10 protein-coding genes are annotated in these 14,328 nt (G+C 50.6%); 4 read left to right on the top strand and 6 right to left on the bottom strand.

Annotation, left to right across the window (positions count from 1 at the left end; translation table 11 throughout):
• Positions 1-339: 339 nt before the first annotated feature.
• The gene (locus Mal48_RS17250) at positions 340-1,254 is read left to right on the top strand and encodes a DUF58 domain-containing protein (protein WP_231739663.1); all 915 of its coding nucleotides are present in this window, start codon (positions 340-342) and stop codon (positions 1,252-1,254) included.
• A 12-nt stretch (positions 1,255-1,266) separates the two neighbouring features.
• Here Mal48_RS17250 and Mal48_RS17245 read toward each other — a convergent pair whose 3' ends face one another.
• On the bottom strand, positions 1,267-2,505 hold the full coding sequence (locus Mal48_RS17245; protein ID WP_145202395.1) for a HEAT repeat domain-containing protein: 1,239 nt from the start codon (positions 2,503-2,505) through the stop codon (positions 1,267-1,269).
• 350 nt (positions 2,506-2,855) lie between these two features.
• Here Mal48_RS17245 and Mal48_RS17240 point away from each other — a divergent pair, with 350 nt between their 5' ends.
• A complete protein-coding gene (locus Mal48_RS17240; protein ID WP_231739661.1) occupies positions 2,856-3,863 on the top strand; it encodes an RluA family pseudouridine synthase in 1,008 nt (335 codons plus the stop codon).
• A 4-nt stretch (positions 3,864-3,867) separates the two neighbouring features.
• Here Mal48_RS17240 and Mal48_RS17235 read toward each other — a convergent pair whose 3' ends face one another.
• The 4 genes from Mal48_RS17235 to Mal48_RS17220 all read right to left on the bottom strand — a co-directional run bounded on the left by Mal48_RS17235 (position 3,868) and on the right by Mal48_RS17220 (position 10,712).
• Positions 3,868-5,298, bottom strand: coding sequence for an MFS transporter (locus tag Mal48_RS17235; protein ID WP_145202392.1), 1,431 nt, complete (start codon positions 5,296-5,298; stop codon positions 3,868-3,870).
• Between the two features lie 467 nt (positions 5,299-5,765).
• Entirely contained in the window at positions 5,766-6,395 is a 630-nt protein-coding gene (locus tag Mal48_RS17230; RefSeq protein WP_145202389.1) for a DUF3592 domain-containing protein, read from the bottom strand.
• Positions 6,396-7,110: 715 nt separating this feature from the next.
• The gene (gene leuC / locus Mal48_RS17225) at positions 7,111-8,529 is read right to left on the bottom strand and encodes a 3-isopropylmalate dehydratase large subunit (RefSeq protein ID WP_145202386.1); all 1,419 of its coding nucleotides are present in this window, start codon (positions 8,527-8,529) and stop codon (positions 7,111-7,113) included.
• Positions 8,530-8,999: 470 nt separating this feature from the next.
• Positions 9,000-10,712, bottom strand: coding sequence for an NAD+ synthase (locus Mal48_RS17220; RefSeq protein WP_231739659.1), 1,713 nt, complete (start codon positions 10,710-10,712; stop codon positions 9,000-9,002).
• 429 nt (positions 10,713-11,141) lie between these two features.
• On the opposite strand from Mal48_RS17220, the gene Mal48_RS17215 reads away from it, so the two are divergent.
• Entirely contained in the window at positions 11,142-12,608 is a 1,467-nt protein-coding gene (locus Mal48_RS17215; RefSeq protein ID WP_145202383.1) for a prenyltransferase/squalene oxidase repeat-containing protein, read from the top strand.
• A 102-nt stretch (positions 12,609-12,710) separates the two neighbouring features.
• Entirely contained in the window at positions 12,711-13,613 is a 903-nt protein-coding gene (locus Mal48_RS17210; protein ID WP_197441787.1) for a metallophosphoesterase family protein, read from the top strand.
• A gap of 55 nt (positions 13,614-13,668) precedes the next feature.
• Here the strand turns inward: Mal48_RS17210 and Mal48_RS17205 are convergent, their stop codons facing one another.
• A complete protein-coding gene (locus tag Mal48_RS17205; protein WP_145202377.1) occupies positions 13,669-14,325 on the bottom strand; it encodes a Maf family protein in 657 nt (218 codons plus the stop codon).
• Between the last annotated feature and the right edge of the window lie 3 nt (positions 14,326-14,328).

The raw sequence follows: 14,328 nt of genomic DNA, 5'->3' as shown, positions 1-14,328 counted from the left end.
GAAAGGCAGAACCGCTCCTCTTTGATGCCGACCTTGTAGAGTTTTTCGAATTGGTATTCGCGTCTGATGATTTCGGATCAAACTCGATTGAGTTACGATATTGAACATTGGGAAAACGCAGAGCTTGAAAAGTGTTCACCAGGTCAAAGCAAACGACTGAATCTGAACGTGAACAGAGCTTCCCATGCGTTGTGTTTCCTCCTACCTGATTTGGCCGAGCGTCAACATTTTCCGAGAAGACTTGTGAGAGTGAAATTTTCTGGCAACGCCTCTCGTCGGGCCTGATCAAACATCAGGAATAGAATTCAACCGATCAGTCTCAACACGACAGGTTCGATTGTGGCAAAAGATGTTCCGTTACATGATCCCAGCGCATTGGCGAAGTTTGGCAACCTTGGTGTCATCGCTAAGCTAATCGTGGAAGGGTATATGATCGGCCAGCATAAGAGTCCTTTCAAAGGGACAAGCGTTGAGTTCGTTGAGCATCGTCAGTATTACCCCGGCGACGAAATTCGCCACATCGACTGGCGTGCCTACGGGAAAACCGGAAAGTACTACATTAAGGAATATGAAGAAGAAACGAACCTGCGGGCTTATCTTTTCCTCGATTGTTCTGGAAGCATGAGTTACGGAGAGAGTACTCTTTCAAAGTTTGCATACGCGAAACAGCTCGCTGCAGCGTTCACCTTTTTGCTGCATGCTCAACGAGACGCCATCGGCCTGCTGACTTTTGATGAAAAAATCCGTGAACGAATCGAGCCGGGAACCAGCCAGAAGAGCTTTCAGCAAGTCATGAAGGTGCTGGAAGATTGCAAACCTGCGGGAGAAACGAGTCTGGGGAACATCTTCAGCTCCGCGATTCCGACTCTCAAGCGACGGAGCTTGATCATCATCTTGAGTGACCTCTTCGACAACATCGACACACTCAAGCAGGCAGTACAACTCTTCAAGCGAAATCGCCACGAAGTGATGCTCTTTCAGATCCTCGCTCCAGAGGAAGAAGAATTTCCGTTCAGCAAACCAACGCAATTTCGCAGCCTGGAACAGACCCGAGACCGCATTCTTGTTGACCCGCATCGCCTGCGGTCCATCTATCTCACGCAGTTCGCTGAGTTCCAGAAAAGTCTGACAGAACTTTGCGGTCATTCTCGTTATGACTTCGCATCGATGAAGACAACGACCCCTTACGGAGAGGCTCTGGGAAACTATCTCGACGCTCGAACGCGATTCTCTTCTCACGCATCTGCCAGATAAACAACTGCGACGTTAATTGTTTTGCGACTTCGGTGACTCTCGTTGATCGAACGTTAGCTTTCTCAACAGCTTCTTTGCAGAGGATCGTTCCAGAGGAGGAATATCAAGATCATTCGCAATTTTAAGGACCGCCTGCTGTAATGCAGGTGACTTTTCCAAATGTTCGTCGAGTGCTTGATACGCATTCAATCGTACTCTTCGCTCAACGGCACCAAGATGGTCAAGCAGAATCTGCTGAGCTGCCTGATGTGTGACATCGCGCCGGAGAGCCTCCGCGGCAGCTTCCGTTTGAATGATTTCTGAGGAGTCCTGCAATCCCGTTTCAAGTAACTGTGTGACTTCGTCAGATGTTTTCATTTGCTTGATTGAACGGATCACGTATCGGCGAACACTCTCGTCATGATCTTTCTGTAAGTGCTGTAATGCTCTGATGGAATCACTTCCAATTTTCCCAAGAGCATCGGCAGCGGCTTCTCGCACTTCGCCAGCATCATCAAAGAGAATCGCATCGACCAATGTCGGAATCGCAATTTCTCCGCGCGGCCCAATTTGACCAATCGACGTGATCGCAGCGAGTCGCATTGGAACCCGGTCTTCTCTTGCGGCATCCACCAATGCAGAGAGTGCTGGTGCCGCTGCTGGCCCTAAAATCCAGAGTGCCTCAACTGCTGCCACACGCAACTCGTTCTGACCTGCTTGCTCTTGTCTCGATTTTTCTTGCAAAACCTTAAGGTAAGTTGGGAGCGCGACATTTCCATTCTTGCCAATTCGCCCCAGGGTTTCCATGGCGTTCACGCGAATGAGATGCGGGAACTCTTCGTTGAGGATGATGTCACGAATTTGCACGTCAAGATCGGCAGCAACTGTCCCGTACAATGAAAGCGACTTCAGCACCCATAAGCGGGTGTCGACTGGCCGGTCACCGGGATTTTTCAGAAGTTCCTCGAGGAGTGGAATCGCAGACTTTGCATCCTGACCAATCCGCCCGAGCGTCTCAGCTGCCTGACGTCGACTTGCCCAGGGAGCTTCTTCATCTTTGACAATAGAAGTCAGACCATTCACGTAAACGGGTTGACCCAGAGTCTTGAAATCAGACGATTTGACGAGCTGACTCCATTCGTCGAGGGTCAATTCACCGTACTTTTTCTCTTCTTCCGCCGCGACGACTGTGGCAGCGAAGAGGCACAGCATGAACGAAAATGGGATCGCAAAATAAAATCGGATATCACTGGCGTGTTGAATTCTTTGCACGTTAATTTCTCGCAAATAGATGAAATTTCAGTGGGCAGACTGCTTCGGAGTTTCAAAGAGCCGTTTGCTCTTAATTCGAGGGGGGGGCGCATCGTAAAGTCCCTCCGCGATCTCCAAGAGAGGTGAGCCAGTCCTCAACAGTTCCTGTATTCAGCGTGGACTCTCCATGACCTCGATAAGGTTCGCCGACGACGCCAGACAATCTTCTCTCTGGGCGATATAGTATCATAGACAGAAGAGTGTACTTCGTGTGAAAAACATTATCGCGTTCTGCGTAACATGTTCAAATTCAATTCGCCGAGGGTATCACTTATTTCGACAGTGACAGTTACATAAAGAAATTCCCTGAGTTGCCGACTTATTCACCACACACATTTGAATTCATTGTTGATCGCTCTCTGAGTGGAATTCGCATTGATTCTTTTCTTGTCAAACATCTTCGAAACTACACCCCCTGGCGGATACAGCGTATCGTCGCTGCCGGAGGAGTACGAATCAACAATTCTGTTGCCGAACAAACAGATCGTATCTTCAGAGGGCAAACTGTCAGCGTTCGATTGATCGAACCGCCTGACAAACTTCTTGCCCCGAAAGCAATGGAGCTTGAGATAATTTATCAGGACGAATGGTTGATCGTGGTCAACAAACCAGCCGACCTGATCGTCCATCCGGTGGGTGAAGAACAATCCCGAACTCTTGTCAACGGATTGCAACATCTCCTCAATCGACAGAGTGGAACGAAAGGCATATTACGGCCGGGGATGGTCCATCGTCTTGATCGCCAAACCAGTGGAGCGATCGCAGTTGCGTTAACTTACAACGCTCACGCGAAACTCGCGGGTGAGTTTGAAGCGTCCCGTGTCTCTAAAAGCTATCTGGCAATTGTTGAGGGTGTGATTGAACGAGACGAAGGGCGTATCGACCGCCCTATCGGTCGGGCTCGCTCTGGCAGACACGTCTTGATGTCTTGCCGCCCCGATGCCATCAAAGCGAAAATTTCCAAGACGAATTTCCGTGTGCTTGAACGCTTTCCAAATCACACTCTGGTTCTGGCACGTCCAGTCACAGGCCGGAATCACCAGATTCGAGTTCACTTTGCCCACATTGGTCATCCGCTCATGGGTGATGAGTTCTATAAGGCCCACGGAAAATTCCATCCGAACTATTCCGATCTGAACGACGGTGAGTCCCGCACTGTCGAAACAGGATTTCCCATCAAGCGACACGCCTTGCACGCTGTACAACTCGAGTTCTCGCACCCGATCACAAGTCGTTGGGAAACATTTATCGCTCCACTTCCCGGCGATTTTCTGCAAACGCTCGGAAAGCTACGACAACAGCAGGTTGCTCAGCGATGAGCAATCAGGTTTCTACAGTTTCGACTTTTTCTTCATCAACTTGAGACGGTTTCTCGGCTTGAGAAGTCTTCGCGGTAAATTCTGAGGAAGACCAGTTTCGATACAGTCCAGCTGGATATCGGAGAACGCGTAGAGGGCTCACTCCGATGAGGTATGTGACCACCTGCATCGTGTCCAGTGAAGCCGGCTCTTTAATTCGCAACACCATTTTCACGGACAGCAATCTTAAGACGAGGCTGACCAAAAAGAAGAGATGGTACTCTGAGAACGTCCAGCCATTCACTACCACCGACCAACCATCCATTTGCGTCAGGATCGCTCCCGCCATGATTGCTGTGATCCCACCAACAACCCCAGCCATTGCTGTTCCCGAAGCAATGTACATCGTCCGGTTTTCAGAGGGTGAATTTTTAAGGAGGAATCCATTTGTCGCGATAGCAAACCCAGCATTCAGAGCGGCATCGACCATGAAGATCGGGACCAAAATATTGAATGCCATACTTGGATCTTTGGGGACAAGCAACAATCCGATCATATTGAGCGTCTTGAAGCAAACACACAAAATCAGCAGCGGTCGATTCCCAAAATGATCCCCCAGCCGTCCAAGCCATCGCGACGTGAGTGCTCCGCCGACCCATGAAAGCGTCCAGAGCAACAAGACCTGAAACAGGCTCATTCCGATGTAGTCAAGCAAATACAAGCTGATGAAAGCAGCCCCAATCATCGCTGCGAAGTGCCAGAAACACATAAAAGCAATAAACGATCGAAAGCCCTGGTGTAAAAACGGAGCAAGGAAAATCGTTTTCATTGAAGTTGGCGGTAGCTTGCTGACCGGCGGTTCATCGACTTTCAGAAAGATCAGGATGTCAGCAATGCCCAAAATCCCGGCAACCGTCGCCAGGATCGGGTAACCGATTCGTATCTCAAGTCTAGGGCGAGAAATCAACAACGCTCCTCCAAGGAGCGAAGCTGCAGCTGACCATTGAACCCAGCGATGCCGGTATCCCCAGTAGCTGTTTAAGTCGCCATGTGGGAGGTAATCTCCCATCCAGGAGAGCCACAGTGGTGTACAAAAATGAAGCAGTCCCTGATTTATCGCGACTGCTCCCAGAAACATCCAGATCCAGAACAGGTCTCCCATCTCTGGCCATAACCACGGGCCAAGAGCAATGGGAACAATCATGGCGCGTTGCAGAAGAGACAAGCTCATCCACAGCCCGCGTCGATAGGTCAGATGATTAGCGACAAAGGCTGCCAGAAACTGAAATCCGAGCAACATGACAGGCAGGGAATTCAAGATGCCGACATGAAAGCTCGTTCCCCCCAGCCCTCGCACAAAATCGATCGAGGCAGCCGAGAGCGTCAATTGCGTATAGGACATTCCCAGGCAACCGGCGACGATGATGTTCCGTTTCGCAGTCTTAAGAGGCCACACTCGATTCAATCCATTTCACGCCTGCGGGAGACTTCAGCACAGTCAACACGGCTCAAAACGATCCGACAACTGGGTTTCAGTAATTGGGGTTTCAGCAGCTGTAATCGGGCTCTAGATCAGTTTGATCTACCGTGTGCCTCGTGGAGCCCAGCGTGTTTCGGGGGGAACCGTTTCTTCACGGGCATCGAAGGCATGAACCTGTTCAAAAGCGAACTCTATCAGGTTCGTTCATTGTTGAGAAATAGCGAAACTCGGTATGCGGTCCATTAACCCGTTATTCACAACCTTGAGAAAATTGCCCCAATCGAAATTGCGAATCGGCGACCACGTTCTGCCTCGTAGGGAACAGTCTTTTCATTAATGAAACGTGTGCTCTACGCGGCACGCGTGGGTGCGAGCTGATCTTGGATCAGAGAGGTTAAGCCTCAATGACTGGCATTTCGTGCTGCGATTTGACTTCGGGAACCTTACTTTTGATTCGCAAGATAAGCTTGGCGATATCGTTCAAGCTTTTCCATCTGCTCGTCGGGAACCTCTGAGCTGTTTGCCGCAGCTGGTTGCTGTGCGGGCTGCTGTTGAGCAGGCTGTTCGAAGAAATCCCCTTCAGTGATCTGTTCCTGGTCCCCATCTTCTTTGTAGGTGAATCCGGAGTAGAGGAGGATCGCGCCGAGAAGGCAAAAAACAGAACAGACGACAATCCGGGACATCGGAGAATGTTCCACGAATGAATCGACCGGGAGGTAAACACCATACCCCTTCGCAGCATTAATACTGGGGTGGTGCGAATGATACTGAACGGTGATTTCCTGGCCTACAGCAAGCCCCTGAGCCTGAGCTTCGCTGATTGTGGCTGTTTTTCCGTAGGTCTTGCCATCTTCAGCGACAAATTCATAGTCAAACTGGTAGTGCTTACTCAGGTCGACTCCGGTCAGCTTATGCTCAACAACATCTGCATACAGGTCCGTAATCACACCTTTTGTTTCGAGATCCTTCTTCACCACAGCCGGTGCACCAATGCTGTTGACTGCAAGAAAAACACCGAACGCACCGATCAAAAATAGACCTGCGCCTAAACAGATTGCCGTTTTCTTGCCCATCAAACTTGCCTCATCTATGCTCTTACTCGGTTTGCACAACTCAGTCTTCAAAGATCTCTCTAGAGCAAATTCACGATTGGTCTGCAGAAATCTCGCTGATTCTCGGTGGTCGCTTACTCCCCTCGGTGAAGCACCGGGGCCAAGATCGACACTGAACACGAATTCGAAAGATGCTCTAGTCCAAACTCTAGTTGCAATTCTGGATGAGTGCCTGAGATTTTATGTGAGTTTTCAAAATTCAAGTACGGCAAGTATTTTCTAGAACTGATCCTGAAACTTGAAACTGCTCTCTCAAGCTTTGAGGAAAGCGACTGTTCGAGAGGTTTTCGGACTGTTTCTAGAAAAATGCGTTCTTCACGGGCACACGGTACAGCAAACTGCTTTAGCTCTGACAAAACCTGCCCGTGGAATTGAGATTCCAGTGAATCACTACGATTCCAGAGGGATTGTTAGCGGTTCTTAGAAGCATGTTTCATCCAGCACATCGGTCCCATTTTAGGCTCCCGGTGACTCGCCCATGAACATGCTCTCGAAGCAGTTGCGATGAACACTCTCTCAGGGAAGCAGGAGAACGAACTGTTCCCCGCGTGAATGCTTGTAACCTCGGGAGCTGCATAAGGTGCAACCCAATACGAGCCTTCCCGACCGGCCTCGTGAAAAGCAGGTCAGGAAGTCATTAGAGTGCCCCTACAGACACACGGTCGGGCACACTTCACTAAGCCGGGACGGCTGAGAATTCTCGGACGTCGGTGACTTCACCGCGGATCGCGGCGGCAGCGACCATGGCGGGACTCATGAGCAGAGTTCTGCCGGTTGGGCTTCCCTGTCGACCTTTGAAGTTTCGGTTTGATGAGGATGCACACATCTCGCGGCCCTTGAGTTTGTCAGGGTTCATGGCGAGGCACATCGAGCAACCCGCTTCACGCCATTCAAAACCGGCGTCGATAAAGATCTTATCCAGACCTTCTTTCTCGGCTTGTTTCGCGATGAGCTGTGATCCGGGGACGACCAACGCCTTCACTCCGTCGGCAACTTTGTGCCCTTTGACGAGAGTGGCTGCTTCACGCAGGTCAGAGATTCGACCGTTTGTGCAAGAGCCGATGAAGGCGACATCGATTTTGACGCCGTTCATTGATTGTTCAGCTTCGAGTTCCATGAACTCAAGAGCTTCCTGCACGCCGACTTGCTCTTCTTGAGGGAATGCGGAGACGGCTGGGATGTTTTCGTTGATCCCGACAGACTGACCGGGGTTAATTCCCCAAGTCACAGTTGGTTCGATCTCAGCAGCGTTGAAGACGACTTCGTCATCGAATTCCGCATCTTCGCCAGATGCCAATGAGAGCCACCACTCAGCTGCTTTTTCAAACTCTTCCCCTTGTGGAGCAAACGGGCGACCTTCGAGGTAGTCGACTGTAGTTTGGTCGGGATTGATGTATCCGCAGCGGGCTCCCCCTTCGATGCTCATGTTGCAAACGGTCATCCGTTCTTCCATGGTCATTCGGTCGAAGACTTCGCCAGCAAATTCGTAGGCGTATCCAATTCCGCCTTTGACGCCCAATTTGCGAATGATGTACAGAATCACATCTTTCGCAAAGACACCCGGTGCCAATTCGCCGTTGACGACAACGCGTCGAACTTTCGGGCGACTCATGGCGAGGGTTTGTGTTGAAAGGACATAAGCAACTTGTGACGTTCCAATCCCGAAAGCAATTGTTCCGAAGGCGCCATGAGTTGATGTGTGACTGTCGCCGCAGGCAATGGTCATGCCTGGCTGCGTGAGCCCTTGTTCTGGCCCAACAGCGTGGACGATTCCCTGTCGGCTGTCTTTGAGGTCCATCAGCGTGACGCCGAATTCCTGACAGTTCTTCTCAATTGCAGACATCATCTGTTCTGCGAGCATGTCATTGAAAGGCCGTGACTGGACATCGGTCGGGACGATGTGGTCCACAGTTGCAACTGTCCGCTCAGGAGCCAGGACTTTCAGGCCACGTTCACGCAACATTTCGAAGGCTTGCGGGCTGGTGACTTCGTGAATCAGGTGGAGTCCAACAAAGAGTTGGTCGAGCCCGGATGGCAACGTCCCAACGGTGTGAAGATCCCAGACTTTGTTGAACAGGTTTTGTTTGTCGCTCATGATTCACTTTCCAGACACATGCAGAAGGTTTGATGTAAGAGGTTGCCCGGAAGCATGGACCTGGCCTCTCATACACTGAGAAGGCCTGTGTGACGCAGGTTTCCGGATTTTTTATTGAGACTTCTGCGAGAAACTCGAATATCTCTTTGTACGAAAAATGCCTACCAATTGTCCAGAATGGCAGATCAGATTTCCGCTTCACCGATTCGATTCAGTAGGGGAAATCCCTGTTATGATAAACAGTTGTGTAAAATGAGAACGTTCACCAGCAAATTCAATCTCGCTCGTGACATTCTATACCGTGGTGAGCCGTTGATGAAGTTGTGAAAATGAACTTCACGCGACCTGCAGGCATTGAAAATGGACATGAACACGACAATTCGAGTTCGGTGAAGGTTCGTCCTGAGTGAAACTTCGACAAAACTGAGGAGCGATCTCGGTATCTTGGTCGGGGAAATCATTGACTTCGATCACAAATCTTCAAATCCGGTGTAGCTGCGGGATGCCATGGGCATGCGTCGACCGGTTCCAAAGGCTTTCGTAGAGAGTTTCGTTCCCGGCGGGATTTGCCAACGTTTGAACTCGTTGCGGTCGAGTTGTCGAACGACCCAGCGGACTGTCTCTTCCGGGAATTCTTTGGCGAGCTCAGCGGGTGAAGCCTGCTCGTCGATCAGCCCTTTCAGGATCGCATCAAGAATCGGGTATGGCGGAAGGCTGTCCTGATCAAACTGGTTTGGTGCCAGTTCCGCACTGGGAGCTTTGTCGATAATGTTCTTCGGAATGACTTCTCGCCCTTCGATCATATTGATGTGGCGAGAAAGTTCGTAAACGTCCTGTTTGTAGAGATCACACAGAGCGGCAAATCCTCCACACATATCGCCGTACAGGGTGCAATAGCCGACGGAGAGTTCACTTTTGTTTCCGGTTGCAAGCGGAATCCACCCATGGGTGTTGCTCCGAGTCATGACGATGGCACCCCGGATCCGGGCTTGCAGATTTTGATCGGGAAGGCCACTTGGGTTGATCGCCAGGTCTTCTCCCACTACAGGCAGTCCTTCATATGCTCGATGGACCTCATCGATGGGGATCGTTTCCGTATCGAGCCCGAGAGCCTCGGCGAGCTTTAGCGAGTCGTCAATGCTGTGGTCCGTGCTGTGGCGACTGGGCATCAGAATCGCATGGACTCGTTCTCCGCCGACCGCTCGGGCAGCGATTGCCGCTGCAAGTGCGCTGTCGATTCCGCCAGAAAGACCGAGAACGCAATCTGTGAAACCACACTTTCTCATGTAGTCTCCCAGGCCGAGTACCAGCGCGTCGAGAAGTTCTTGTTCTCGATTAAACTCCTGCATTATTGGAGAGGGCAGGTTGTTGAAGTCAACAATCTGCATGTCTTCTTCAAAGGCAGCCAATGATTGAACGACTTCTCCGTCGGTATTCAGAACGAAGCTGTTGCCGTCAAACACAAGGTCATCATTGCCGCCGATTTGATTTGCGAAAACGACTGGTCGTCGATGCGTCGACACATGCCGCTTCACGATCTCTTGTCGACGTGCAAACTTTCCAGCTTCGAAGGGGCTGGCAGACAAGTTGATGAAGATGTCTACGCCTTGCTCAGCGAGATTCAGAACGGGGTCTTTCCGCACAATCGGGGGGAGATGGTAAAACGTTTCAGGTTCTCCAAACCAGGCATCTTCGCAGATATGGATGCCCAATCGCTTCCCGAGAAACTCAACAGGTGACTGATCTTTCCCCGGATCGAAATATCGTTCTTCGTCGAAAACGTCATAGTTGGGCAGCAAGGCTTTGTGAATCGTCGCGAGCCGTTTGCCGTCGCCGAGAAGGGTCGCTGAGTTGAATGGCTTGCCAGAAGCTGAGTCCCACAAAGAAGGGTGACCGATCAGGATTCCAAAGGTCTCGGTCGTGAGGTCAGTCAGTTCGAGAACCGCTGCATCACAAGCCTCAACGAAACCGTTGCGGTGCAATAAATCCTTTGGTGGATACCCTGAAATGCTTAGCTCAGGAGTCACCAGAAGTTCGGCTCCCTGTTCGCGGGCGTTGATGGCTGCTTGTCTGATTTTCTCGGTATTTCCCCGCAGGTCTCCGATGATAGGGTTCAACTGAGCAATGGCAATTTTCATATCGGGATCAGTTTTGATGACGGAATCGGTTTTGGGGGCGGTCACGGGAACGCTGAGTTCTTGAGAGACCGGCTGGTCGCAGAGCCGCTCCCAAGCTGTGAATCACTTTCGAACAGGTTCGTCTCTTCAGTCTACGAAATCAGTCTCCGTGAAGAGTTCTGTTAATGTCATGAGTCACGTTTTTCCACGTGACAGGACACTTGCTTCTTAATCAAAGATGCCTAAGGAGAACATTCGGGTTACGTGATGTTTCGAAGTTTAGCCACCCGAGGTCGATTCCAAAAGCGCCTGTTCTGAACAATACGTCAGCTTCTCACTGGAGAATTTTAGTTGAAATTGAGTGAGCTGTTGACGTATTCTATCAATAGGTTGACATTTGTTCTTGCGTGTCGCTGTTCAGCGCCTGATCCACGAGTTGAATATCCATGTTTCCCTGATTTTCCAATTCGATCTGTTGGACTGAGGTGATTTTCGTTGGCAAACTCGAAATTGAATGAGGCTCCAGATCACGACGAAAAAAACTGGTGGGAACAACACCGGGAGTCGCTTGGGGTCACATTCTGTAGCATGGCGGTGCATATTGCTTTGCTGGCGATGCTGGCGATGATCGTCATTCCGGGAGAGTCTTACGATTTTACTAACTATTTGACTGTCAGAACTGAGGTCATCGAAAACCCCGCGTTAGAGACAGTCGAGAATCTCAAGCTGACTCCCGACAAGTTGATCGACAGCAGCACGAACAATTCGGCGTCGATGGACTTGGCGACGAATGTTCTCTCTCACCAGCCCAGCCCAATGTCTGTGGATACTGAGCAGGAAGAATTACAGTGGGAACTGGAAGCGATTGAATACATCGGCAGCCACCGAAAACATGGCGACCTCTCTGGGCGAACTGAGGAAGCCCGTTCGATTATGCTGAAAGCGTTTGGCGGGACGGCGACGAGTGAAGCAGCAGTCAACAGCGGGCTCAAGTGGCTGAAGAATCATCAGAATGAAGATGGAAGCTGGAACTTCAATCATATTCATCCGGAATGTGGGGACTCCTGCACTTCCCCTGGGACGCTCTCCAGTAACACCGTGGGAGCGACTTCGCTTGCTCTGTTATGTTTTGTCGGAGCTGGCAATACTCACGAAAAGGGTGATTACCAAGAGCAGGTTCAATCCGGGCTGGCGTTCTTGAATCAGAAATACCTGGAGGCCGATGTCCGGGGAGACATGCGCGGTTCGAGCGGAAATTCAGGGATGTATGTGCAGGGGATCGCCACAATTTTATTGTGCGAAGTTTACGGCCTGACGCGAGACCGCAAATTTCGCAAGGTGGCTCAAGAGTGTGTAGACTTCATTCTGGAAGCTCAACATCCGGAGAACGGAGGATGGCGATACCGTTTGCAGCAACCTGATGGAGATACCTCTGTGGTTGGCTGGCAAGTGATGGCACTGACGAGTGCTCGCATGGCTGGCTTGACGGTTCCTGGCCGCGCGAAAGTTCGAGCAGAACGATTTCTTGATTCCGTTCAACTCGCAGAAGGAGCCTATTACGGCTACGTGCGTCCCGAAAAGAAAGCGTCAACAACAAGTATCGGTTTGCTCTGCCGAATGTATTACGGATGGGACGCGAGTACGCCTGCGATGAAAGTCGGCGTGGAGTATCTGGAGCGGTTGGGGCCGGCGAACGACAATCAATACTTCAATTACTATGCGACACAGGTCCTTCACCACTGGGGAGGACCGAAATGGAAGAAGTGGAACAATGTGATGCGGGAGCAACTCATCACCACGCAAGTGAAAACAGGGCACGCTGCCGGGAGTTGGGCACCTCGTGATCCTCACAGTCGAAGCGGTGGGCGATTGTATTCGACTTGCTTATCGATATTGACATTGGAAGTCTATTATCGCCATCTTCCACTTTACCAACGACGGATGACGCAAACCGAATTTTGATCAACAATACATCATTCGCGAAAAGATCTCAGATCCTTGATCACCATGTACGCTGAGTGCGTGCGTAGTGTCATGAAAAACTCGAATTTAAAAAGTATTCCCATGTCGACGGACTCAACACAGATTCAAATTGGCCGACGTGCATTTCTCCAGAATGGAACGTTGTTTCTGGTGACAGCCTCAACAGTGGGGGCCGCTGGGACTGCAAAACTTTATGGAGCGGATGAAAAGAAGCTGCTACGTGTCGGACTGGTGACGGATATGCACTACGCCGACAAATCTCCAAGAGGAAGCCGCCATTACCGGGAAAGCCTCGACAAGCTCAGTGAAGCTGGCGCGGAGTTTCAGAAACAGCCTCTCGATTTCTTAGTTGAACTGGGAGACATCATCGATGCTGCAGATTCTGTTGAGACCGAGTTGAGTTACCTGAAGACTATCAATAAAGAGTTCTCTCAAATCGCCAAAGATCGTCACTATGTCCTTGGAAATCACTGCGTCGACACGCTGACCAAGGAGGAGTTTCTCGGATCTGTGGAGCAAGAAAAGTCGTACTACTCATTCGACAAAGGTGGGTACCATTTTATTGTCCTCGACTCCTGCTTCCGTAGTGATGGGACTCCGTATCAACGCAAGAATTTCAAATGGACTGACCCAAATGTTCCCAAGGAAGAGCTGGAATGGCTCGCAGCGGATCTTAAGCAAACCAGGAACAGAGTGATCGTCTTTGCACATCAACGGTTGGACGTGAGTGACAATCACGGCGTCAAAAACGCTCCAGAAGTGCGGCAACTTCTGGAGGAGTCTGGGAAAGTCGACCTCGTCTTTCAGGGGCATAGCCACAAGAATGACCATAAAGAAATTGGCGGCATCCACTACTGCACACTGGTTGCGATGGTAGAAGGTTCCGGTGAGGAGAATAGTGGATATTCAGTGCTGGAACTCAGCCGCGAATCCCCCATTCAAATTCATGGTTTTCGCAAGCAGGCAGATTACGCTTTGAAGTAATTCGTTCGAGTGAAATTCGACAGAGACCTGAAGTGTTCGATGGGGCAATGGTTCTTTATTCGGGGAGCCCCATAAACTGGTGAGCATCAAGTACGCTCCAGACTTCCTCGAGAGGTAACCCGATGACGTTGCTGAGGCTCCCTTCGATTGACTCGACGAACAGGCTTCCGCCTGACTGAATGCCGTATCCCCCCGCTTTTCCAAGCGGCTCTTCAGTTCGGATATACCAGTCCAGCAACTTTGGGCAAACCTCTCGGAAGTGGACAGTCGTCGAAGCGAGAAGCGTCTCGCTGGTCCCATCCTGAAAACGGAACGAAACAGCCGTCAAGACTTGATGGGATTTCGAAGAGTAGAAATTCGTGAACCAGTTTTGGACTGTTGCTTGCCAATCGGGGCCATCCGGCTTTCCAAGCACGAATGAAGAGTCTGCATCATTGGCGACGACAACGGTATCTGCTGTCAACACGACGCCCCATTCTTGCAGATTGCATTGTTGGAATTCGCATTGCTGCAGGACATCTGCATTCTTTGTCGCAACGATTTGCTGAAGACGTTCTCTGATTGCGTCAATATGCGTGAGGCCATCAAACCCGGCTTCCTGAGATTGCAATGGGGGAACAACCTCAATTCGATCCTCAGAAAGAAGTGTTTGCAGCAGAGATCGACGTTGCGGAGATTGCGATCCGAGAATAATCGTTGTCGGCGAATTCATGGG

This window comes from Thalassoglobus polymorphus, from assembly GCF_007744255.1.
In the GTDB taxonomy this organism is placed as follows: Bacteria; Planctomycetota; Planctomycetia; order Planctomycetales; family Planctomycetaceae; genus Thalassoglobus; species Thalassoglobus polymorphus.
The sequence above is the reverse complement of the archived record's forward strand: the minus strand, read 5'-3'. Positions and strand labels throughout refer to the sequence as shown.